Annotated in this window: 20 protein-coding genes; 15 read left to right on the top strand and 5 right to left on the bottom strand. The window is 67.4% G+C overall.

Annotated elements, in window-relative coordinates; all coding sequences use genetic code 11:
- Positions 1-154 precede the first annotated feature (154 nt).
- Both K32_RS00605 and K32_RS00600 read right to left on the bottom strand, forming a co-directional pair.
- Positions 155-475 (bottom strand): hypothetical protein, encoded by a 321-nt coding sequence (locus tag K32_RS00605; RefSeq protein ID WP_201402168.1) that lies wholly within the window; start codon positions 473-475, stop codon positions 155-157.
- A 312-nt stretch (positions 476-787) separates the two neighbouring features.
- On the bottom strand, positions 788-1,861 hold the full coding sequence (locus K32_RS00600; RefSeq protein WP_201402167.1) for an alkene reductase: 1,074 nt from the start codon (positions 1,859-1,861) through the stop codon (positions 788-790).
- Between the two features lie 162 nt (positions 1,862-2,023).
- On the opposite strand from K32_RS00600, the gene K32_RS00595 reads away from it, so the two are divergent.
- The 3 genes from K32_RS00595 (at position 2,024) to K32_RS00585 (ending at position 4,604) form a co-directional block, all read left to right on the top strand.
- Positions 2,024-2,908 carry a LysR family transcriptional regulator gene (locus K32_RS00595; protein WP_201402166.1) on the top strand — a complete coding sequence of 295 codons (885 nt, stop codon included), beginning with the start codon at positions 2,024-2,026 and terminating at the stop codon, positions 2,906-2,908.
- Positions 2,909-3,357: 449 nt separating this feature from the next.
- A complete protein-coding gene (locus K32_RS00590; RefSeq protein ID WP_244669759.1) occupies positions 3,358-4,116 on the top strand; it encodes a sugar phosphate isomerase/epimerase in 759 nt (252 codons plus the stop codon).
- Positions 4,116-4,604 carry a VOC family protein gene (locus K32_RS00585; protein WP_201402164.1) on the top strand — a complete coding sequence of 163 codons (489 nt, stop codon included), beginning with the start codon at positions 4,116-4,118 and terminating at the stop codon, positions 4,602-4,604. Before K32_RS00590 ends, K32_RS00585 begins: the two co-directional genes overlap by 1 nt.
- Before the next feature lie 106 nt (positions 4,605-4,710).
- Here K32_RS00585 and K32_RS00580 read toward each other — a convergent pair whose 3' ends face one another.
- Positions 4,711-5,691, bottom strand: coding sequence for a LacI family DNA-binding transcriptional regulator (locus K32_RS00580; protein WP_201402163.1), 981 nt, complete (start codon positions 5,689-5,691; stop codon positions 4,711-4,713).
- 330 nt (positions 5,692-6,021) lie between these two features.
- On the opposite strand from K32_RS00580, the gene K32_RS00575 reads away from it, so the two are divergent.
- From K32_RS00575 to K32_RS00555, 5 genes are read left to right on the top strand one after another with little or no spacing between them, the layout of a single operon-like run.
- Positions 6,022-6,366 (top strand): hypothetical protein, encoded by a 345-nt coding sequence (locus K32_RS00575; RefSeq protein WP_201402162.1) that lies wholly within the window; start codon positions 6,022-6,024, stop codon positions 6,364-6,366.
- 51 nt (positions 6,367-6,417) lie between these two features.
- The gene (locus K32_RS00570; protein ID WP_201404285.1) at positions 6,418-7,716 is read left to right on the top strand and encodes an ABC transporter substrate-binding protein; all 1,299 of its coding nucleotides are present in this window, start codon (positions 6,418-6,420) and stop codon (positions 7,714-7,716) included.
- A gap of 25 nt (positions 7,717-7,741) precedes the next feature.
- The gene (locus K32_RS00565) at positions 7,742-8,635 is read left to right on the top strand and encodes a carbohydrate ABC transporter permease (RefSeq protein ID WP_201402161.1); all 894 of its coding nucleotides are present in this window, start codon (positions 7,742-7,744) and stop codon (positions 8,633-8,635) included.
- Positions 8,632-9,468: a carbohydrate ABC transporter permease gene (locus K32_RS00560; protein WP_201402160.1), complete on the top strand. Its 837-nt coding sequence runs from the start codon at positions 8,632-8,634 to the stop codon at positions 9,466-9,468. The genes K32_RS00565 and K32_RS00560 overlap by 4 nt, the downstream gene beginning before the upstream one ends.
- Positions 9,469-9,490: 22 nt before the next feature.
- Positions 9,491-11,521 carry a GMC family oxidoreductase gene (locus K32_RS00555; protein ID WP_201402159.1) on the top strand — a complete coding sequence of 677 codons (2,031 nt, stop codon included), beginning with the start codon at positions 9,491-9,493 and terminating at the stop codon, positions 11,519-11,521.
- A gap of 24 nt (positions 11,522-11,545) precedes the next feature.
- Here the strand turns inward: K32_RS00555 and K32_RS00550 are convergent, their stop codons facing one another.
- Positions 11,546-12,319 carry a helix-turn-helix transcriptional regulator gene (locus K32_RS00550; protein WP_201402158.1) on the bottom strand — a complete coding sequence of 258 codons (774 nt, stop codon included), beginning with the start codon at positions 12,317-12,319 and terminating at the stop codon, positions 11,546-11,548.
- Positions 12,320-12,416: 97 nt separating this feature from the next.
- Between K32_RS00550 and K32_RS00545 the strand changes: the two genes are divergently transcribed.
- From K32_RS00545 to K32_RS00515, 7 genes are all read left to right on the top strand, one after another.
- The gene (locus K32_RS00545; protein WP_201402157.1) at positions 12,417-13,337 is read left to right on the top strand and encodes a DMT family transporter; all 921 of its coding nucleotides are present in this window, start codon (positions 12,417-12,419) and stop codon (positions 13,335-13,337) included.
- A gap of 13 nt (positions 13,338-13,350) precedes the next feature.
- Entirely contained in the window at positions 13,351-14,196 is an 846-nt protein-coding gene (locus tag K32_RS00540) for an ATP-binding protein (RefSeq protein ID WP_201402156.1), read from the top strand.
- 313 nt (positions 14,197-14,509) lie between these two features.
- Positions 14,510-16,144: an arylsulfatase gene (locus tag K32_RS00535; protein WP_371812829.1), complete on the top strand. Its 1,635-nt coding sequence runs from the start codon at positions 14,510-14,512 to the stop codon at positions 16,142-16,144.
- Positions 16,145-16,449: 305 nt separating this feature from the next.
- A complete protein-coding gene (locus K32_RS00530; RefSeq protein ID WP_201402154.1) occupies positions 16,450-16,722 on the top strand; it encodes a YtcA family lipoprotein in 273 nt (90 codons plus the stop codon).
- 2 nt (positions 16,723-16,724) lie between these two features.
- Positions 16,725-17,768 carry a multidrug transporter subunit MdtN gene (gene mdtN, locus K32_RS00525; RefSeq protein ID WP_201402153.1) on the top strand — a complete coding sequence of 348 codons (1,044 nt, stop codon included), beginning with the start codon at positions 16,725-16,727 and terminating at the stop codon, positions 17,766-17,768.
- A 4-nt stretch (positions 17,769-17,772) separates the two neighbouring features.
- Entirely contained in the window at positions 17,773-19,650 is a 1,878-nt protein-coding gene (locus tag K32_RS00520) for an FUSC family protein (protein WP_201402152.1), read from the top strand.
- Positions 19,647-21,209 (top strand): TolC family protein, encoded by a 1,563-nt coding sequence (locus K32_RS00515; RefSeq protein ID WP_201402151.1) that lies wholly within the window; start codon positions 19,647-19,649, stop codon positions 21,207-21,209. The genes K32_RS00520 and K32_RS00515 overlap by 4 nt, the downstream gene beginning before the upstream one ends.
- Before the next feature lie 192 nt (positions 21,210-21,401).
- Here K32_RS00515 and aspT read toward each other — a convergent pair whose 3' ends face one another.
- The gene (aspT, locus tag K32_RS00510; protein WP_201402150.1) at positions 21,402-23,093 is read right to left on the bottom strand and encodes an aspartate-alanine antiporter; all 1,692 of its coding nucleotides are present in this window, start codon (positions 23,091-23,093) and stop codon (positions 21,402-21,404) included.
- Positions 23,094-23,163: the final 70 nt, after the last annotated feature.

The following is a 23,163-nucleotide window of genomic DNA, read 5'->3' as shown; positions in this document are numbered from 1 at the left end:
GATGCGCAGCGAGCCCGTCCCGCGCGCGAACCCCGCCGGCGAATAGCCAGTGTCGGCGGCGTGTCTCACCGCCGGAGCGTCAGGGGTTCAGTGCCGATCGGGGCATTCGCGAGCCCAGGCGCGACGAGCCTGCAGCGTCGCCCACGCCTGCCTGTCAGGTGACGGCAGGCGGCGCTCGGGGATTGCCGGTCTTCCCGTCGCGGGCGGGCAGGAAAAGCTGCGTCCGGGAAGGGACGAAGGCCGCGCTCTCGCGGTCCCGCCAGACGAAGGCGCCCGCCAGTGACCCTTGCGGCGTCAGCGCGGGCGCGAACATGCCGCAACTGACTGTGCAGCAATCCGGCATCTTGTGAGGATTGGCGGTGTCGTCTCCGGCGGGCTCAGCCGGGTTCGCGGTGCAGATGATGCTGCCGAGCGCGTCGCGGAGGACGAGGGGCGAGACGCTTCCCAGCGCATAGGCGCCGAGGAGCGATTGCATCACGAGCGCATAGGCGACGACGGCCCATGCGACCCACGATCCCGCTCCTCGTCGTCCCCTACTCACTCGATTTCCGCCCCTCGGTGACAAGCCTGCCTAGCATCGGCGCCTGTCATCCATAAGGGTCGGATCGTTTCATGCGGCGTTATGTCAGGCAGTCGCGCCGACCGCCCAACGGCTCCCGCGAGCCTCGCGAGAGCCGTTCTGGGCATGTACCGGGCCGTGACCACCCGTCTGCGAAAGTCGCTTGGATGCAGGGGGCTCAAAAACCCCCTGCCCGCGTGGCCGGATCGCCGGCCCCAATCTGGCGCCCTACGCGCTGACCGTCTCGTTGAGAGTCGGATAGTCGACATAGCCCTCGGCGCCGCCGCCATAGAAGCTGGCATTGTCGGGCTTGTTCAGGGCGGCGCCGGACTTCAGCCGCTCGACGAAATCCGGCGTCGAGAGCACGAACTGGCCATAGGCTTCGAGATCGGCGATGCCCGACTTCACGTCGGAACCGACGTCCTCGAGCTTGCGGCCGGGGCGATTGAGGATCAGCGCCTGGTCCCAGAGCGAGCGGATATCGGCCAGCAGCGCCTCGTTGCCGAGATGCAGGAGGTGGACATAGGCGAGCCCGAGCTTGTTCAACTCGCTGACGAGATAGCGATAGAGGTCGGGGCCCTCCGCGCCTTCGTCCAAGCCGCCGAACGTCGCGCCGGGGGAGAGGCGGATGCCGACGCGGTCGGCGCCGATCTCCGCTGCGACCGCCGTGGCCACCTCAATCGCGAAACGGGCGCGGTTCTGCAGGCTGCCGCCATAGCTGTCGGTGCGCAGATTGGCGTTCGGCGCCAGGAACTGCTGCACCAGATAGCCATTGGCGCCGTGGATCTCGACGCCATCGGCGCCGGCGTCCACCGCATGGCGGGCGGCATTGCGGAAATCGTCCACCGTCTGCCGGACCTCCTCGATCGTCAGCGCGCGCGGCTCCGGGATCGACTGCATGCCGGTCGGCGTGAAGATCTCGCCGCCGGGCTGCACGGCGGAGGGGGCGACGGCCTGGCGGTGATGCGGCGTGTTGTCGGGATGCGACGTCCGCCCGGCATGCATCAGCTGGATGAACAGGCGCGATCCCTGCGCATGGATGGCCGAGGCGATCTTCTTCCAGCCCTCGACATGGGCGTCGGTGTAGATGCCCGGCGTCGTCAGATAGCCCTGACCATCGGCGGACGGCTGCGTCCCCTCTGCGATGATCAGGCCGAGGCCGGCGCGCTGCTCGTAATACTGAGCGGCGAGCGCGCCGGGCGTGCCATCGGCCTCTGCCCGGCTCCGCGTCATCGGCGCCATCGCCAGACGGTTCGCGATGTCGATGGAGCCAATCCTGGCCGGGGTCCAGATGTCGGACATTGCTGCGCGTTCCTTGCTTTTTCGGGGCGAGAGGCGGCGAGCTTCGCCGGGTCTCGGAATGAATTGGCATGCGGGACGGGAGGCTTCCCCCGGTCCGTCACGACAGCTAGTGTTTCATTCCTGCCGGCAATAGGCGGGCTTCTGGAACAGGTTGGTCCGAAAATGGAACAGATGGATCTCGAAGCGGTCCGGCTCTTCGTCGCGGTGGCGCGGCAGGGCGGGCTGAACGCGGCGAGCCGCGAGACGGGCGTCCCGAAGGCGACGATGTCCCGGCGCATCCGGCAGCTGGAGGCGAGCCTCGGCACACTGCTTCTGGAACGCAGCGGCCGCCGAATGCGGATGACCGATGACGGCAGGCGGCTCTTCGATCGCGCCGCGCCGCTTCTGGCCGACCTCGCCTCGGCCGGCGCCGAGATCAGCGCCAGAGACGGCGAGGTCCGGGGCACGCTGCGCGTCAGCGTCCCCGCTTTGCTCGCCCGGTCCGGCATCGGCGCCTTCGCCACAGCCTTCGTGAAGCGATATCCGCAGGTCAAGCTGGAGATCGACGTCGACGACCGCTTCGTCGATCCGGTCGCGGAAGGCTATGATCTCGTCGTCCGCGCCAACCCCGCCGCCGATTCCGACCTGGTCGGCAAATGCTTCCTGCGCACCGAGGTCGAACTGGCGGCCGCTCCGGAAATCCCCCTGCCCACCGGACAGAACGAGGTCGTCGACGCGGTGATCCTGACGGCGACCGGCGGCCAGGCGTCGTGGACCGTGTTGAACGAAGGAGGACCGCTCACTGTCCTCCCCCGCGAAACGATTCGGTGCTCTTCGATGATGCTCGTCTATGACGCCGTACTCTCCGGCGCGGGGGTCGCCCTGCTGCCCGCCTGGCTGATCGAGCCTGACCTGAGGGAGGGCCGGCTGCGCGCCTGGGGCAGGGTTCCCAATCGCCACATGGAGGCATGGGTCCTGCACACGCCGGCGCATCTCAGCCGCCCCAAGATCCGCGCTTTTGTCGACGCCCTGGTCGAGGCTTATCGCAGCGGGGGCAACCGAGGCTGAGCCTCCGCCACGCATCGTCCCGACGCATGGGTCGCCGCGGCGGCGACAGTCCCTATTCGGCCTGACGGCAGCCCCGGCGACGCCCTGCCCCCGATCCGCGTCGCACCCCGTCGGGCGGCGATCTTAGCTGCCTCTTCCGCGCATTACCGAAACGGTTCGGTATTGACAGCTTCGGCTGCCATCGATATCATTTTATACTGAAACGTTTCATCGCAAGGGAGGGCGATGTGGCGCGAATGCGGGTTTTGACCATCCAAGGCATCGCCGCGACCGGCAGCGTTCGACCTCGCTCCGGCTTGCCAGCCGGCCGGCCGACGCGCCTCCCCTCCCAGATGAGCTCCTCAGCCTCTAACGCCCGCCCTGAACCAAGGGCTGGCGCGCGACCCTGATCACCCCCGATGAGCCGCCCTGACGGACAGGGCCGGCCGACATCTGCCTGGAGACCACACGTGGAAATCGCATACCAGCTCTATACCTCGCGAAAAGCCCTTCCCCTGACGGGCCAGTTTCCGTTCCTGAAGAGCATCGGCTACGACCATATCGAGGTGTGGCCGGGCGCCTACAAGGAAGACCCGAAGGGCTTCCGCCGCGCCCTCGACGAGGCCGGCCTCGACGCGCCGAGCGTCTTCATCGCAGATCCCGGCGAGGCTGACGACCTGCAGGAATGGATCGCGGCGGCGCAGATCCTCGGCGGCAAGACGATCGTCCGCCCCGGCCTCGCCCCGGCCAATCGCCCCGCGGAAGCGGACGGCTGGAAGCGCCTCGCCGAGCGGCTCTCGAAGGAAGCCGAGATCGCCCGCGCCGCCGGCCTGAACTTCGCCTGGCACAATCACGATTTCGAATTCCAGCCGCTCGCGGACGGATCGCGGCCGATCGACCTCATCGTCGGCCATTCCGACCCGCTCGTCCGCCTCGAGCTCGACTGCGGCTGGGTGTTCCAGGCCGGCGGCGATATCGAGACCGAGCTGAAGCGCTTCGCCGATCGCATCATCGCCATCCACGCCAAGGACGCCGCGCCGCTCGGGACGGTCGAGGAAGACGGCTGGCTGGCGCATGGCGACGGCGTCATCGACTGGGTCGCCCTGCTGCCCGCCATCGAGGCGAGCAACGCCAAGCTCGCCGTGGTCGAGCATGACGAGCCGGCCGACTGGGAGTATGTCGCCAAGCGCTCCTACGAGAGCCTGGCGCAGTTGTTCGGCGGCCGCTGATGCTGGGCGTCGTCGGCCTCGCGCACATCGCCATCAAGGTCAAGGAGGAGGCGCGAACCCTCGCCTTCTACCGCGACGGCCTGGGATTCCCGGAGATGTTCCGGTTGAACCACGAGGACGGCCGCCTCTGGCTCGCCTATCTCCGGATCAGCGACACGCAGTATCTCGAGGTGTTTCCCGAGGCGGAGGGCGATGCGGCGTCGAGGCCGGGGACGAACGGCATCGATCACATCTGCCTGCAGGTCGAGGGGATCGACGAGGTGGCCGAACGCGTCAAGGCGAACGGCATCGCGCTCTGCCGCTGGACGCAGACGCCCGACGGACCGGCGCTCCTGCCGGACCCGGACGCGGCGCCCGTCCTCGGCCAGGACGGCAACCGGCAGTTCTGGATCAAGGATCCGGACGGCATTCGCATCGAGTTCATGGAGATGGCCGAAGGCAGCCTCCAGGACCAGGCGATCCGCCGGCTGGCGCAGAATGCAAGCTGAGCTCCCTGGCCTGCCGTCCGTTTCTCCGGCAGGCCGCCCTGCCGGCCGCGTTCCCTCCCAGGGACGCGGCCGGTTTGGCCTTCGAGCTCTCGCGGACGCGGCGCGCTTACGCCTTGGGCGGCGGCGCGCAGCTGCGTCCCGTGATGAATTTCGGCACGAAGATCTTTTCGCGCGGCGGGATCGGTTCGGGACCCCGGTGCTGGATGCGATCGAGCAGGAAGCTCGCTGCCGCCTGGCCGATTTCCGCGATCGGCTGCACCACGACGGTGAGCTGCGGATGGATGACGTTGCCCCAGGGCACGCTGTCGATCGTGGCGAGCGAAATGTCTTCGGGGCAATTGAAGCTCAAATCGTTGATGGCCTGCAGCGCCCCGAGCGCCATCAGGCTGTTCGCCGCGACGATCGCGGTCGGACGATCCGGGCGGGTGAGCAGGCGCATCGTCTGGTCGTAGGCGACGTCGCCACTGTATTGGCCGTCCACGATCAGCGATTCGTCGGGATCCACGCCAGCCGCGACAAGCGTGTCACGGAAGCCCTTCTTGCGCTGCTCGGATGTCCAAAGCCCGCTGCTTCCGGCGATGTGCGCGATCCGGCGATGGCCGAGGCGGAGCAGATGCTGGGTCAGCATCGACGTGGCGAGCTGGTTGTCGATGCCGACGAAGTCGGTATTCAGCGCCTCGATCTTGTGGTCGATGGCGACCAATGGCGTCTTCAGCGTCGCCAGGAACTGCAGATGCTCGCCACTCGGCAGGTGCGGCGAGATGATGATGCCGCCGACACGCTGGCCGGTAAGGGCATCGATGATCGCCCGCTCGCGCTGCGGATCCGTCTTGGTTTCCGACAGGGTGACGAGATGATGATGTTCGAGGGCGGTGTCCTCGATGCCGGCCATCAGATCGCCGAACCAGGGGTTCTGCATCGAGCCGATCACGACGCCGATCAGGCGCGATCGCCCGGCCTTCAGGCTCTGCGCCACCGGATTGGGCGTGTAGCCCACGGCCTCGGCGGCGTCCGTGATCCGCTTCAGCGTCTCGGCGGTGACCTGGGAACTGTCCCGAAGCGCCACCGACACCGTCGAAATGGACACGCTGGCCAACTTCGCCACGTCTCGAATGGTCGCCATCTACCGAACCGTTTCTGTGAATTCTTCGTGAAGGAGGATACTCGCCGCCATTCGGCGCCGCAACCTCACTTTCATAACGATTTTCGCGCCTTGATGCAGATCAAATCCGGCAGCGCAGATTGAAATGACTCTTGACTCCAAAGCCTACTCATTAGACAACCGAAACGGTTCGGCGATCGGAGGAGAAAATCGTCGAGCGGAGGAGCGGAAGCCGGTGACGAACCGGTTCTCCAAAGATCGAACACCACGCCGTCGCGCCCCTCGCGGGCGCCCCGGTTCTCGGGCAGGAACGACATGCGCTTTCGCCAGGTCACTCCGGACTTCCAACCGCATCCGAACACGCCGCCGATCGGCAAAGTGTTCGGCGCGATGGACCTGTCCGCGTGGTCGGACCGGGCGACGGTTTGCCAGCCGGCCGAGCCCGATCGCAATAGAATCCGTCCGACGCACGCGACCCCTGCCCTGTGGGGAACCGGGCGCGGCGCGGCCGTCCGGCTCGCCGGGATCTCCCGCGCAAAGGGCCGATCCGTGCATCGCGCGCCATCCGGGGCCGAATCCGCCATCGCGAGGAAAGCGGCGTGGCCGGCGTTCGGGATCCCCGAGTTCACCGGCCACCCGATGGTCCCAATTTCTGAGTGAAGCCCCAGTGAAGGGGACGAATTTCTGCCGCGCTCAAAGGAGGAATTGAGCATGAATGAATCGTCGATACCCCCGCGTTCCATCAACCGCAGGACCTTTCTCGGCGGCACCGCGGCGGCGGCCACGGCGCTGACCCTCGGCATCCAGAAGTCCTGGGCCCAGTCCGGCGACAAGCTCAAGTTCTGGGACATGGTCTGGGGCACCGGCCAGGGCTATACCGATGCCGCCCGCGGCATCACCAACGCCTACAAGCCGGCCGAGGGCCTGCTGGGCGTCGAGTATCAGTCGATCCCCTGGGCGAGCTGGTACCAGACCTTCACCGCCGCCGGCGCCGCCAACACCACGCCCGCCGTCAGCTCCGGAGCGGCCTATCTGCCGTTCTACTTCATGGAGCAGGGCAAGATGGCGCCGGCCGACGATCTGCTGGCGCAGCTGAAGAAGGACGGCAAGGACGACTTTCTGCCCGGCCTGATCGACGCGCTGCAGACCAAGAACGGCCTCGCCGCCGTGCCGTGGTCGATCGACCTGCGCGTGCTCTGGTATCGCAAGTCGATCCTCGAAAAGGTCGGCGCCGAGGTCCCGACCGACTGGCAGAGCTACATCAAGGCCGGCGAGGCGCTGCAGAAGGCAGGCTATGTCGGCTTCGCGACCTCCGGCTTCGGCTTCCACAACATCGCGTCTGTGATGCTCAACAATGGCGGCGGCCTGTTCAACGAGGATGGCGCGCCGGACTGCGTCATCGATCGCAACATCGAGTCGATCGACTTCCTGCATGAGCTCGTCGCCAAGGAGATCATCGATCCCTATGCGATCGGCTACGACTACTCCGCCAATGTCGTGCCGGATTGGGCCAGCGGCCACATCGCCATGGGCTTCGAGCAGGTCGGCCTGCCCGGCAAGATGCCGGCCGACGTCGCGGCGGACCTGGTGGTCGCCTCGCCGCCGACCAGCGTCAGCGGCAACAAGGGCGCGGCCTACTGGGTCAACCCGCTGATGATGTTCAAGACGACGCCGTCGCAGCCGTCGTCGGAAGCTTTCCTGGCTCACTATCTCGATAATCTGCACGTGTTCTGGGAGCAGGGCGTGTGTTCCGACCTGCCGACGAAGAAGAGCATCACCGACCTGCCGCTGTTCCAGAACGATCCGAACCTCGCTCGGTCGATCAATGAATGGCAGCCGATCGGCAAGACCATCGCCGCCCGCTCCAAATACCCGTTCGGCGCGCTCAACGCCGTCGATGGCGGCTCGGCCATGATCAACATGCTGCAGCGGATCCTGCAGGGCGAGAAGAACTCCAAGGCGTTGCTTGAGGAACTCCAGGCGGGCCTCGTCAAGGTCATGAAGACGTAATGAAGATCCGGCCGGAGACCGAGGCATGAGTGCCACTGCTCGTAGACAAATTCCGCAACTCGGCCACCGGCTGACCCTGACAGGGCTGGCGCTTCCGGCGCTGATACTGATGGTCGTGGTGAACGCCTATCCGTTGTTCTTCGCGATCATCCAATCGGTGCATGGCGGCAGCCTCATCGCTCCGGGCCCCTTCGTGGGCCTGGAGAACTTCACCGAGGTTCTGACGGGCCAGAGCTTCTGGCGGGCGACCTGGTTCACGCTGGTCTTCACGGCCTGCGGCGTGTTCGGCAGCTGGGCGCTCGGCTTCGCGCTGGCGCTGCAGCTGAAGCCCAATTTCCCCGGCAAGGACGCCTTCAAGGTGCTCCTGCTCTTGCCGTGGATCGTGCCGATCGTCGTGACCGCGATGAGTTGGAACTGGCTGCTGGCGGCGCGCGACAGCGTCCTGCCCAACATCGCCCGCGCGCTCGGCATGGGCAACGTCATGTTCCTCGGCAACCCGACCCTCGCCATGATCACGGTCTGCGTGTTCAAGGTCTGGATCAGCTATCCGTTCATGATGATGATGTGCGCCGCGGCGCTGGAGAGCGTCGAGAGCAACATCTACGAAGCCTCCGCGATCGACGGCGCCGGCAAGTGGCAGCAGTTCCGCCATATCGTCCTGCCGGTCACGGCGCGCTCCACCTACATCAGCTGGATCCTGATGGCGGTGTTCTGCGTCAACGATTTCCCGACGATCTACCTGCTGACGCGCGGCGGGCCGCTCGATGCGACGACGTCCCTGATCGTCCTCGCCTACAAGACGACCTTCCTCGACTTCCTGCCCGGCACCGGCATTGCGATCGCCTTCCTCATGACCGCGGTGATGATCGCGCTCTCCATCATCCTGCTGCGCCAGATCCGAAAGTCGAGCCTGCAATGAGTGTCACCTCCCCTGTCCGCCCCGTCAGCGGAACCCCTCGTCCCTGGCTGCGGTCGCTCGTCACGCTGGTGATCACCGTGGTGCTGCTCTCCCCCATCCTGGTCGTCTTCTGGTTGGCGTTGCGTCCCCCCATGACCTGGCAGCAGACGGGACCGACGCTCGGCACCTTCTGGTACGTGCTGACGCAGACCGACGTGCTGCGCTGGCTGGCGAACAGCGTCCTCGTCAGCCTCGTCTCGACGGTCGCCGCCGTCGCGGTGGCGGCGCCGGCGGGCTATGTGCTCTCCCGCGGCCGCGGCCGCGCCACCTCCGCCTTCTCGCTCTTCATCTTCGTGCTGCAGAGCCTGCCGGCGGTCGCCTTCATCATCCCGCTCTTCATCATGTTCGCGAATATCGGCCTGGCGGATACGCTGACCGGCGTCGTGATCGTCTATGTCGCCTCGTCGATCGCGGTCGGCTGCTGGATGATGACGGCCTATTTCGACTCACTGCCCGTCACCCTCGAGGAGGCGGCCTGGATCGACGGCGCCTCGGTGTTCGGCGGCTTCGTTCGGATCATCCTGCCGAACTCGCTGCCTGGCATCCTGTCGACGTCCCTCTTCACCTTCCTGCATTCCTGGAACGACTACATCGTCGCTTCCGTGTTCCTGCGCTCGGACCGCGCCTTCACGCTGCCGATCGGACTGCAGACCTTCTTCCAGCAGAACCTTACGGACTGGGGACCGGTGATGGCCTGCGCGGTCATCATGCTCGCCCCGCCCGTGATCCTGTTCGCCGTCCTCAATCGCTACTTCAGCATTGGCGGCATCGGCGGCTCTTTGGCCGGCCGCTAGTCCCTCTCGGAGTTGAGTTCAAATGAATACCGCGCTGCTGCATGCTGTCGTGGCCCTCATCGTGCCCGCGGACCAGGACGGGGGAGCCCTCGAACTGGGCGCCCCCGCCTATCTCGACCGGCATTTTCGCGAGTTCCCGGACCAGGCGGCCGCCATCGCCGCCGGCCTCGATAACCTGCCGGGCGATTTCGCGGATCTCGAAAGCGCCGCGCAGGAGGCGATCCTGCGCGGGCATGAGCGGGAACCCTGGTTCCAGCTGCTGGTCGAGCTCGTCGCCGAGGGCGTCTATGCCGATCCCGACAATGGCGGCAATCCGGGCGCCGCGTCCTGGCGCATGGTCGGCTACGAGCATGGATTGCCGGAAGGCCCGAACGGCCCGGCGGCAACGGAGGGACAGCCGCCCGCGCCGGTGCCGGACGATCTCGATTTCGACGTCGTGATCGTCGGTGCGGGCGCCGGCGGCGGTGTCGCGGCCGGCGTTCTCGCCGACAGCGGCAAGACCGTGCTGCTGCTCGAACGCGGGTTGAACCGCGACTATGAGGACAGCGGCCACCGCGACCATCTCCGCAATCACCGCCTGTCCTTCTACGGCCACAACACCGGGCCGGATCTCGACGGCAATCCGCGCGTCGTCATCGACATCGACGGCATCGAGAAGGTCGTGCGGCCGCATGAGCTGCTCTACCACAACCTCGCCGCCGCGGTCGGCGCCGGCACGCTGGTCTATGGCGCCCAGGCGTGGCGCTATCATCGCGACGATTTCCGCATGGCGAGCCTCTATGGCGTGCCGGAGGATTCCTCGCTGGTCGACTGGCCGCTCTCCTTCGACGACCTCGAACCCTATTACGAGCGCGCCGAATGGGAGATCGGCGTCTCCGGGTCCGGCGACACCAACCGGCACGAGGGCGTGCGCGCGCGCGACTATCCGATGCCGCCGCTGCCCGAGACCCCGGCGACGCCCGTGCTGCGGCGCGGCGCCGAAAAGCTCGGCATCGGCGTCACGCGGGTTCCCGTCGCCATCAACAGCGTGCCGCGCGACGGAAGGCTCGCCTGCATGGGCTGCGGCACCTGCGTCGGCTTCACCTGCCCGAGCGACGGCAAGAACGGCACCCAGAACACGACGATCAAGCGCGCCATCGCCACCGGCCGCTGCACACTGCTCACCGGCACGATGGTTCTCAAGGTCGAGACCGACGATCGCGGCAAGGTCACCGGCGTCGAATTCGCGGACGCGACCGGCAAGCGGCATGTCGCCAAGGGCAAGACCATCGTGCTGGCCGCCGGCGCGATCGAGACACCGCGCCTGATGCTGAACTCGGCCACGGCGCAGGAGCCGGACGGCCTCGGCAATGCCAATGACCTGGTCGGCCGCAACCTGCAGGGACACTATTATCCCGGCGCCTACGGCCTGTTCGACCAGCCGATGCACAGCTCGCGCGGGCCCGGCGTCACCATCGCCACCACCAGCTTCAGCCACGACAATCCGGGCCTGATCGGCGGCGGCATGCTGGCGGACGATTTCGTGCGGCCGCCGATCCTGTTCTTCAAGCAGTTCCTGCCGCCCGACCTGCCGCGCTGGGGCCAGCCCGCCAAGGATTTCATGCGCGACAACTATAACCGCGCCATCCGCGTGATCGGCCCGGTGCACGAGATCCCGTCGCCGGACGCGCGGGTGCGCATCGCACCGCATGTGCGCGACCGCTGGGGCGTGCCGGTGGCGATGCTCTCCGGCGGCGTGCACCCAGAGACCATGAAGACGGCGACCTACATGCACCACCGGGCGACCGAGTGGCTGAAGGCGGCTGGCGCCGTCAAGACATGGGGTAACCCGCCGGTCGTCAGCCTCTCCGGCGGCCACCACCAGGCCGGCACCTGCCGGATGGGCACGGATCCCGCAAAGTCCGTGACCGACGTCTATGGCCGGGTCTGGGGGCACGACAATTTCTTCGTCTGCGACGGCTCGCTGCACCCGACGAATGGCGGCTTCAACCCGGTGCTGACCATCCTCGCGCTCGCCTTCCGCACCGCCGAGCACATCGCCGCGACGCGCTGATCCGCACCCGCCGGACGACCGCCCTCAGCGATAGAAGGCCGAGGGCGGCACGCCGAAATGCTTGCGGAACATCGCCGTGAAGGCGCTCTGGCTGGCGTAGCCGCAGTCGAAGGCGACGTCGATGATCCGCTCACCCTTGGCAATGCGGCGGAGCGCATGCAGCAGGCGGGCCTGCTGGCGCCACTGCGCGAAGCGCATGCCCGTCTCCCGCGCGAACAGGCGGTGCACCGTCTTGGCCGTCACGCCGAGCCGGTGCGCCCACTGGTCGGCCGTGGCGTTCTCGCCGGGATCCTCGATCAGCGCCTCGCAGATCCGCTGGATGCGGGGATCGCGGGGGACGGGAAGGTGCAGCGGCAGCACGTCCGACACCTGCAATTCGTCGACCAACAACCGCATCAGCCGTTCGTCGCGGCCGCCTTCCGGATAGTCGACCGGGATCTTCACCGCCGCGACGATCAGCTCGCGGAGCAGCGGCGACACCTCCACCACGCAGGTCTCGCCCGGCAGGTCGGCCACCCGCGTCGCGTCGATGAAGACGGTGCGGATCTTGACCGCGCCTGCCATCGCGACCTCGTGCTCGAGGCCGGCCGCGAGCCAGAGCGCCCGGCTCGGCGGCACCACCCAGGAGCCGATGGCCGAGCGGACGATCATCACGCCCTCGATGGCATAGAGAAGCTGGCCGCGCGGATGAGCGTGCAGCCCGGTCGAAGCCCCGTCCGGATAGTTGACCTCCATCGCCGCCATGGCGCGCGCCGTGTCGTGGAAGTCGAGATGGCGATGGAGGATCTCGTCCGTCATGTCCCAAACTCTACAGCTTGGGTCAGCATAGAGCGATACGGACCTGACGAGAAGCTCTAGGGCTTGCGTGCCCAGCCCCGACATCACGGCACGCACCATGAAAAGCAAAGCAGCCTACCTCTATCCGTTCGTCGCCATCGTCCTCTGGTCCGGCAATGTCATCGTCTCGCGCCTCTCGGCGCACACGATCGGCCCCGAGGCGATCACCTTCTACCGCCTCCTCTTCGCGGTCATCCTGATGAGCCCGTTCGTCGCCGTTCCGGCCTGGCGCAACCGCGCCGTGATCTGGCCGCATCTCGGCCAATTGGCGATCCTCGGCTTCCTTGCGATGTGCCTGTTTCAGAGCCTCTCCTACCTGGCGGCGGAGACGACGACGGCGACCAACATGGCGGTGTTCACGGCGCTGACGCCGCTGCTCACCGTGGCGCTCAGCGCCTTCATGCTGAACGACACGCCGACGATCGGCATGGTCGGCGGCAGCGTGCTGTCGCTCGCGGGTCTCCTCTATCTGGTGAGCGGCGGCGATCCGGCGGCGCTGGCGCGGAACGGCGTGCATCTCGGCGATCCCTTGATGTTCCTCGCCGCGCTCGTCTACGCGCTCTACAGCGTCCTGCTGAAGCGCTGGAACCTGCCGGTCGCCGGCTGGCAATCCACCTACATGCAGGCGCTCTCGGCGCTCGCCATCATGTTTCCGGCCTTCCTCGCCACGCCCGCCGCGATGCGGTCGCTGAACGCGGAGACGTTGCCGCTCATCGCCTATGCCGGCGGCCTCGCCTCCGTCGTGCTGCCCTTCCTGTGGATCCGCGGCGTCCAGATCCTCGGGCCGAACCGCTGCGCCGTGTTCATGAACCTGCTGCCGGTCCTGACCGCGCTCGGCGCGATCGTGCTGCTCGGCGAGCCTGTGCGCGCCTACCACGTCATCGGCGGCGGCATGGCGCTCGCCGGCGTCGCCTGTGCCGAAATCTTCCGCCGCCCGCTCCGGGGCGCGGCTCCCGTCCTCCCAAAGATCGCTGACTGAGAAGAACGAGACCATGACCGAACCAACCAACCGTGACGTCCTCCTGCGCATCGCCGAGGCCCTGGAGCGCCTGTCACCGCCGGCGCGGCCGTCCGGCCTGGAGCAAGTGGCGGAGGGCTATCTGTGGATCGCGAAGGAGAAGCAGCTGAAACCGGTTCCCCGGATCGCGCGGATCGAGATCGGCCTTTTGAAGAGCGTCGAGCGTCAGCGCGATGCGCTGTTCGAGAATACGCGTCGCTTCGCGCGGGGCCGGCCGGCCAACAACGCGCTGCTCTGGGGCGCGCGCGGCACCGGCAAGTCGTCGCTGGTGAAGGCGGTCCATGCCGCCGTGAACGACGAGCGGCCGGATGAGATCCCGGTCGCGCTGGTCGAGATCCAGCGCGAGGATATCGGCAGCCTGCCGGATCTGCTGGCGCTGTTGGAGGCGGCCCGCGACCGGCGCTTCATCCTGTTCAGCGACGACCTGTCGTTCGATGCCGGCGACGCCGCCTACAAGTCGCTGAAGGCGATCCTCGACGGCGGCATCGCCGGGCGACCGGACAACGTCCTGCTCTACGCGACCTCCAACCGCCGGCACCTGCTGGCGCGAGACATGATCGAGAACGAGCAGGCGACGGCGATCCATCCGGGCGAGGCGGTGGAGGAAAAAGTGTCGCTGTCGGATCGCTTCGGCCTGTCGCTCGGCTTCCACGTCGTCGCGCAGGACGCCTATCTCGACATGGTGCTGGGCTATGCCGAGCATTTCGAGCTGCCGCACGCGGCGGAGGAGCTGAAGCGCCAGGCGCTCGAATGGTCGATGCAGCGCGGCTCGCGCTCGGGCCGGACGGCGTGGCAGTTCATTCAGAGCCTGCCGGCATAGGTGCGTCGCCGCCTGCGCGGCCCGCGCCCGACAATCCCGAATGGCCCGCCCCCGGCGGGCCATTTTTTTCGGCCGGCAGCTCAGGCTGCAAGCCCGGCCGGTCACCCCGATGCAAACTTAGTCTAGCCGTGCTAGATTACATTGGCACGATACTAAGTAAATCTTACTATCGTGCAGAATAGAATGATATTTTGATCACCTGAAAACACGGATAATCACAAAATCGCGATAAGAAATCGAGGAGGCTGCAATGAAAAATCTCATTCATTTAGCAGGCGCCTGCTTCTTCACGTCGATGGCATTATCATCCGGAATGGCTTCGGCGCAGGAGCGGCCCAACATTCTGTTCATCATGGGCGACGACATCGGCTGGATGCAGCCGAGCATCTACCACGGCGGCCTGGCCGTGGGCGAGACGCCCAACATCGATCGCATCGGCCGCGAGGGCGCCAAGTTCATGACCTACTATGCCGAGCAGAGCTGCACGGCCGGTCGCAACGCCTTCTTCACCGGGATGCATCCGCTTCGGACCGGCATGATCCCGCCGCAACTGCCCGGAAGCCCGAGCTATCTGCGTCCCGGCACGCCAGCTCTGGCCAAGTTCCTGTACGATCTGGGCTACAGCACCGGCGAATTCGGCAAGAACCATCTCGGCGACCACACCGACGCGCTGCCGACCGCGCACGGGTTCCAGGAATTCTGGGGCTATCTCTATCATCTCGACGCCATGCAGGGCGTGAGCTTCCCCGACATCAACAAGACCCCGATCGACCAGACCATCTCGCCGCCCTGCAAGAACACGCCGATACCCGGCCTGCCGGAAGTGCCCGGCGCCGTCGACCCCGCGACGACGGTCTGCCTGACCCCGCCGCGCCCGGTCATCGCCTGCAAGTCCTCGGACGGCACGGCGAAGAACCAGACCTGCAGCGACGAAGGTCCGCTGACCCTGGAGCGTTCGAAGTCCGTCGACGAGGAGATCTCGAGCAAGGTCGTCGACTATCTCGACCGCAATGATCCCAAGAAGACCGGCAAGCCGTTCTTCGTCTGGTACAATCCGGCCCGCATGCACATCACGACGATGCTGTCGCCCAAATACGAAGCCATGCTCGGCGAACAGGGCGGCAAGGACTGGGGCATCAACGAAGTCGGCATGAAGCAGCTCGACGACAATATCGGCGTCGTCCTCAAGAAGCTGGAAGACATGGGCGCGCTCGACAACACGATCGTCGCCTTCACCACCGACAACGGCGCCGAGGTCATCACCTATCCGGACGGCGGCACCACCCCCTTCAAGGGCGGCAAGCTGACGACCTGGGAAGGCGGCATGCGCGCGCCGATGCTCGTGCGCTGGCCCGGCCACATCAAGCCGGGAACGGTCCTGACCGAAATCTTCGCGTCGCTCGACTGGCTGCCGACCCTGGTCGACATCGCCGGCGGTCCGAAGGGTGACGGGCTGAAGAAGGAAATCGAGGCCGGCGCCTATGCCGGTATCGTCAAGACGACGCTCGATGGCGTCGACCAGCGCGACTATCTGGAAGGCAAGGGAAAGTCCGCCCGCGACACGTTCTTCTATTATGGCGGCGCCAAGCCCTCGGCCGTCCGCTACAAGAACTGGAAGTTCTACTACACGATGGCGGGCACCTGCCCGACCTGCGGCCTGACCGGTGACGTCACCTATGGCTGGACGCAGATCGTCAACATCGGCCGCGATCCGTTCGAGATCTCGGCGCTCGACGATACCAAGACGATCCTCGGTGTCGGCGGCGCGCTCGCGGCGCCCAGCACCGCCTATATCTATGACTGGAACATCCTGCCGATCGGCCAGTCGCTCTGGCTGAAGGAACTCGAGAGCTACAAGACCTATCCGCCGATGCAGGACCCGGCGAGCTACAATCTTGACCAGGTCCTGGCGCAGCTGAAGAAGGCTCCGGCGACGCCTTCGCAGTAAAGCCGAGGCCGGCGCCCTCGCCAGATAGCGGGGGCGCCGGAAACGATCCCGCCTCCGGCGCTTCGCGCTTTCCGTTCCCGCTCGTCCCGCCTGCCCGCCTCGCGGATGCCGGTTTGCGGCCAAATGCCGCCAAGCGCCGTGTCCGGCGCATCGGCGATGCCCCGATCTCCCGCCATCCCGACGGATGCTTCCCAGCCAGCCTTACAAAGAGGACATCCGCCGGTTGCAGAGTGCAGGCCGGAACGGTAATCGTACCGTATGAAAATTGCGAGCCGCCGCGCTCGGAATTCGGGAGCTGGCGTCTCATGAGATTGAAGTCCTGCGCTCGCCTGGCGCCTCTCGCCGCGATCGTGCTGGGCGGCTGCGCCGAGACGCGCGCTCCCTCCATCCCCCTTTTCGGCGCCTATTTCCCCGCCTGGCTCGCCTGCGCCGTGGCAGGCATTCTCGGCGCCGTCCTCATCCGGGTCGTCTTCGTCCTGACGGGCATCGACGACAGGCTGCCGCTGCGCCTGCTGGTCTATACCAGCCTCGCCGCCGCGATCGCCTTCGCCACCTCCCTCCTCTTCTTCGGACGCTGACCATGGGCAAGCCCGGCATCCTCGGCAAGGCGCTCGGCGGCGTCATCGGTCTCGCCATCGTCGGCGGCGCCGTGGCGCTCGGCTGGAAGTACCTGCAAGAGGGCGAACTGAACCCGATGTCGGAAGACGCGGTCGTCCAAGCCAATCTGATCAACATCTCCTCCACCGTGCCCGGCCGCATCATCCAGATCGCGGTCAAGGACAATGAGCGGGTGAAGCGCGGCGACCTGCTGTTCGCCATCGACCCGGTGCCCTATCGCCTGGCCGTCGAGCAGGCGACCGCCGATCTCGGCATCGCCGAGGCCGCCCTCTCGACGCAGGAGCGGACGATCCGCGCCGAGACCTCCAACGCTGCGATCGCCGTCGAGCAGGCATCGCGCGCGCAGGTCAATCTCGAGCTGGCGACGCAGACCCTCGACCGCCTGACGGCGCTTCGTCCCAAGGGCTATGTCACGGCGCAGCAGGTCGACGACGCCGCGACCGCCAAGCGCGATGCCGCGATCAGCCTGAAGCAGGCGATCGCGCAGCGCGAGGCAGCCGAGGCGCTGGTCTCCACCGCCGACGGCGCCGACGCGCTGGTGCAGGCGCGCAAGGCCGCGCTCGCGCTGGCGGAGCGCAACCTCGCCGATACCGAGGTCCGCTCGCCGCATGACGGCCTCGTCGTCGGGCTGAACGTCTCGACCGGCGAATTCGTGATCACCGGCCAGTCGGTCTTCACCCTGATCGACACCGAGCAGTGGTTCGTCACCGCCGCCTTCCGCGAAACCGAGCTGAAGCGGATCGAGGTCGGCGCCTGCGCCACCAGCTATGTCATGGCGAACCAGTCGATCCCGATCCGGGGCCGGGTCGTCGGCATCGGCTGGGGCGTCAGCTCCGGCGAAGTGCTGCCGATCCCGCGCAGCCTGCCCTATGTGCCGAAGACGCTGAACTGGGTGCGCATCTCGCAGCGCTTCCCGGTCCGCATCCTGCTCGACAACCCGCCGGAAAACCTGATGCGCGCCGGCGCCTCGGCGCTCGCCACCATCCACAGCGCCGAGCGCTGCTGAGCCGATGTCGCTGCGGATCCACCAGGTCATCGCCGATCTCCGGCCCTTCGAGGGTCGCTTCGGCATGACATGGCGGGTCGCGCTGCTCTGTGCGCTCGTCGCCGCCGTCGCCATGATCTACAAGATCCCGGAACCGGCGATCGGCTGCTACCTGATCATCTATCTGATGAAGCAGGACGCCTCGACCAACATCGCGCTTGCCATCGGCGCCACCATCCTCGTCACGGTCTTCGTCGCACTGGTCTTCCTGCTGACGCGATGGACGATCGAGATCCCCTTCCTGCGACTGGCGGTGATGGCGCTCGCCTCCTTCGCCTTCGTCTATCTCGGCTCGGTCAGCAAGCTCGGCGACCTGGGCTCGGACATGGCGCTCGTCATCACCTTCGCGCTGTCGCTCGTCAGCGCCGCGCCATTCGGCGAGGCCGTGACGCGCGGCCTGCTGTACGCCTGGCAGATGGTGACGATGCCGATGGCGCTGATGCTGTGCTTCAACCTCGTGCTCGGCTGGAAGCCGTCGCGCCTGCTGCGGACGACGTGGCGCGACCGCGTCGAGGCGGCGGCGGACCACGCGGAAGCGCACGACGCGGCGAGCCTCGCCCGGCTGCGCGAGCTCCTGCGCGAAGGCAATGCCGACCACGACCAGCGGGCGCTTTTGACCCGCGTGCTGCACTATGTGCCCAACCGCGTCTCGAACCGGCTGGCGCATGCGATCGAGCAGAGCTATGCGCTGATGCTCGCCGTATCCGCGCTGCCCGCCGACGTGACGGCGGAAGAGCGCGCGCGCCTCGCCGCGCATTGCCGGAAGGTCGCCGCGGCGATCCGGAGCGAAGGCGACATCCCCGCTCCCGACGAAATGCCGCCGGCGACCGACGATCCGGCGCTCCGGGAAGCTTGGTCGGCGCTCGCCGAAATGGCGGAGCCCAACCAGACCTGGCCCGTCATGGCGCAGGAGCCGTTCTTCGCCGCCGACGCGCTCACAAACCCGAACCACCAGCGTTTCGCGCTGAAGACCACGCTCGCGGCGATGATCGCCTACATCGTCTATGCCGGCATCGACTGGCAGGGCATCCATACCGCGATGATCACCTGCTTCGTCGCCTCGCTCGGCACCACCGGCGAGACGGTGCACAAGCTCACGCTGCGCATCATCGGCTGCCTGATCGGCGCCGCCATGGGCATCGGCGCCATTCTGTTCGTCATTCCGAACATCACCAGCGTCGGCGGCCTGATGGTGCTGGTGTTCGTGGCCCTGCTGCCGGCCGCCTGGGTCTCCTCCGGCAGCGAGCGGATCTCCTATGGCGGCGTGCAGATCGGCCTCGCCTTCCTGCTCACCGTGCTGCAGGGCTTCGAGCCTAGCCTCGACATGGATTCGGCCCGCGACCGCATCGTCGGCATCCTGGTCGGCAACCTGCTCGTCTATCTGATCTTCACGCGGATCTGGCCGGTCGGCGTCACTGTGTCGGCGCGCGCGGAACTCTCGAGCGCGCTGGCGACGCTGTCGCGCCTCGCCGCTTTGCCGCGCGGCGATCGCCGCGCCTTGGTCAACGAGGCGGCCGCCGCGACGGTCGACCTCCGGCAGGCGGCCGACCACCTCGCCGTGGCCCATTACGAGCCGGCCTCGCTGCGGCCGAGCGACGCCGAGCTTCGCCGTTTCGAAATCGTCATGGCCGAGGCGGAGCAGCTTCCGGCCAGCCTGCTGCTCGCCGAAGCGAGCGATCCCGAGGAAGCGGCGCGCCTGGCGCGGCTTTCCAAGGCGATCGCCAGCGCGACCTCCCCCGCGCCGGATGACGCGGGTAGAACCCTGGACGCTACTACCGCAAGTCGTGCTACGGCTGCGGAACGCATATCCCGAATCGAGAATGCTTTGGTGCATGAGGCATGATGGCGCGCCCGACCCGACCGCATCGACCCGCCCGCGCGAGCTTCCGCCTCGCCGTCACGGCAAGCCTCATCGCGCTGCTTTCCGGTTGCGCCAACTATGCCGAGCAGCTCGCGCCGGACTCGCCGACGGAACCCTGGCAACAGGGCCGCAAGACCGGAACCGCCCTGCTGCCCCAGCGGGCCGAGTCTCGCCAGACGCAGACCCAGCGCGACTTCTCGGTGAGCGGCAATCCGGAAATCGCCCAGCTGCCGGCAGCACCCGAAGTCCGCGCCGGCAAGGTGTACCAGCTCCCCGAGCTGATCGATCTCGCCGCCCGCAACAATCCGACGACGCGCGTCGCCTGGGAGCAGGCGCGCCAGGCAGCACTCGCGGTCGGCATCGCTGAATCGACCTTCGTGCCGACGCTCTCCGCCAATGTCATCGGCGGCAGGCAGCAGGTCACGACGCCGGTCGACATTCTCGGCGAGCGCAAGGACATTACCACCAATGTCGATGGCGCGACCTCGGCCGTCGCCCTGCAATGGCTGGTCTTCGACTTCGGCCAGCGCAAGGCGGTCGTCGACGCGGCCAAGCAGCTGTCGACCGCGGCCAACGTCAATTTCAACGGCGCGCACCAGCTGCTGATCTTCAACGTCACCCGCGCCTACTACCAGTACGGCGCCGCCCAGACCCGCACCGAAGTGGCCGGCCAGTCGCTGCGAAACAGCCGCGCCATCCTCGAGGCGGCCGTGCAGCGCGAGAAGAACGGCCTCGGCACGACGGTCGAGGTCGCGCAGGCGCGCCAGCAGGTGGCGCAGTCCGAACTGCGACAGGTGAGCTCGACCGGGCTGCAGCAGGACGCCTACCAGGCGCTGCTCGCCGCGATGAGCATCTCGCCGACCCTTCAGATCAAGATCGCCAATTCCGGCAAGCGCCGCCTGCCGCCGCCGGCCGACGTCTCGACCGACCAGATGGTGCAGCAGGCGCTGGCGCGCCGGCCGGACGTGCTCGCCAGCTACGCCGCGATGAAGGCCGGCCAGGCCGGCATCAAGGTGGCGGAGGCGGATTTCCTGCCGAAGGTCTACATGGCGGGCGTCGCCGGCCAGGGCACGAACGGCTTCAACGCGGCCGGACTGCCGACGATCGGTCAGCAGGCGACCGGGGCCGGCGTGCTGGTCGGCGCGACCATGCCGCTCTACGACGCGGGGCTGCGCGCCGCCAATCTGAAGGCGGCCGAATCCCGCGCCGCCGCCGCCCGCGCCACCTTCCACAAGACGCAGGAGGAGGCGGTGCGCGAGATGGTCGTCGCCTCCAACACGCTGCGCTCGGCGCTCGCCTCCTACCAGGCCGCGTCGAAGCTGACCGATGCGGCGGCCATCACCTACGACGCCGCGCTCGATGCCTATCGCAACGGCCTCGGCACGGTGACGGCGGCGACCGTCGCCGATAGCGGCCTGCTCGATGCCCGCCAGGCCCGCGCCGACGCCCATGCCGCGTCGCTGATCGCCGCCGCCAACCTCGCCTTCGTGCTCGGCGCCATGACGTCGCCGCAGGCGGCCGAAACGCTGCCGTATCGGTAGGGGCCGACAAGCTCGGAAATCCCCTCCCCCTTGCGGGGAGGGTTAGGGAGGGGGTACCGGCTCCGCCCTCGCGGGAAAGAACACCGTTCCCGACCTCCCATACCGAGGTGGTACCCCCACCCCGCCCTCCCCACAGGGGGGAGGGAGAAGAAAGGGCCCCTCCTCCCACCAGGGAGAGGCGAGAAGCATCCCCTACTTCGCCAGCAGGACGATCAGGATGCCGCCGATGGTGAGCAGCGTGTTGGAAACCGCGCAGGTGACCGTGAAGCCGAGCGCCGGTGTCTGGCTCCTGGCGCGGCCCGTCAGCATGCCGAGCGAGGCGGTCGAGGCGCGAGCGCCGGCGACGCATCCGAGCAGGATCGCATCGTCGAAGCGAAACAGGTAGCGGCCGATATAGAGCGCCAGGATGAGCGGCACGGTCGTCACCACCATGCCCCAGAGAAACAGGCTGAAGCCGAGTTCTTGAACTCCGGCGACGAAGCTTGGGCCGGAGGTCAGCCCGACGCCGGCGATGAACATGTTGAGGCCGAGCGAGTTCATCAGCCAGTTGGCGGCCGGCGGAATGCGCCCGAAGGTCGGATGCACCGAGCGCAGCCAGCCGAGCGCGATGCCGGCGAGCAGCACGCCGCCCGACGAGGACAGCGTCACCGGCACGGAGCCGAGGCGGAGCACGATCGAGCCGATCACCGCGCCGATGACGATGGCGGCCGCGACGAGGGCCACGTCCGTCTCCTCCGGGCTGCGGTCGGCGCGCCCGAACGCCGCGATCGCCGTCGAGACGTCCTGCGGCCGGCCGAGGATGGTGACGACGTCGCCGCGATGCAGCGTGGTGGCGGGAAGGATCGGGATGTCGACGCCGGTGGCGCCGCGCCGGATCCGGCGCAGGAAGATGCCGCGCGTGCTGGGCAGGGCGGCGAGCTCGGCGAGCGTCTTGCCGTCGACCTTGCGGTTGGTGATCAGGACTTCCGTGCCTTCGATCGGGACGTTCAGCAACTCGCTATCCTCGACCTCGGTCAGCTCGGGTCCCGAAACCTGCATCACGATATTGCGGTTGCCGGCGACGCCCACCACGTCGCCGACCAGAAGCATCATGTCGGAGGTGGCGTCGACGATCTGGCCGTCGCGCCGGACGCGCTCGATGTAGAGCTGCGCCAGGCCGTGCGCCGCCTCGATATCGGCCGCGGTCTTACCGACCCAGTCCGAGCCGGCGCCGAGGCGATAGGCCCGGGCGATATGCTGGTGCCAGGCCCGCGCGCCGTCAGCCCCCCGGCCGTGCCCGCCCATCTTGCGTTCATAGGCCCGGCACGCGGCGACGAGATCGATGCCGAGCAGCTTGGGCCCGACCACGCAGATGATCATGGTCGCGCCGATGGTGCCGAAAATGTAGGTCATCGCGAAGGCCGTCGGCACGGCGTTGACCAGCTTCGAGGCCTCGCCGCTGGCAAGGCCGAGATTGTCGATCGCATCGATGGACAGGGCGAGCGCCGACGAGATCGTCGAGGCGCCGGCGAACAGGCCGGCGGTCGAGCCGACGTCATAGCCGGCGATCCGCCCCGCCAGCCACGCCGCGCCCAGGCACAGCCCGCAGACGATGACCGAGAACAGCGCCTGCGGCACGCCGTTCTTGGCGATCCCCTGCACGAACTGCGGTCCGACGCCGTAGCCGATGGCGAACAGGAACAGCAGGAAGAAGACCGCCCGCACGTCTTCGGAAAGGGTGATGTCGAGCTGGCCGACGACAAGCGCGGTCAGGAGCGTGCCGGTCACCGCGCCGAGCTCGACGCCCTTGAACGACAATTTGCCAAGATAGAAGCCGATGGAGAGGCAGAGAAAGACGGCGATCTCGGGATGAGAGCGCAGGAGCTCGAGCAGCCATTGCATCATGTGATTCGTTCTCGACAGTTCCCAGGCGCAGGCGGCGGGCGCCATGGCTTCAGGCCAGGCGATCCGCGGG

It is taken from the genome of Kaistia sp. 32K, assembly GCF_016629525.1.
Lineage (GTDB): Bacteria > Pseudomonadota > Alphaproteobacteria > Rhizobiales > Kaistiaceae > Kaistia.
This window is presented reverse-complemented; position numbering and strand designations above follow the sequence as displayed.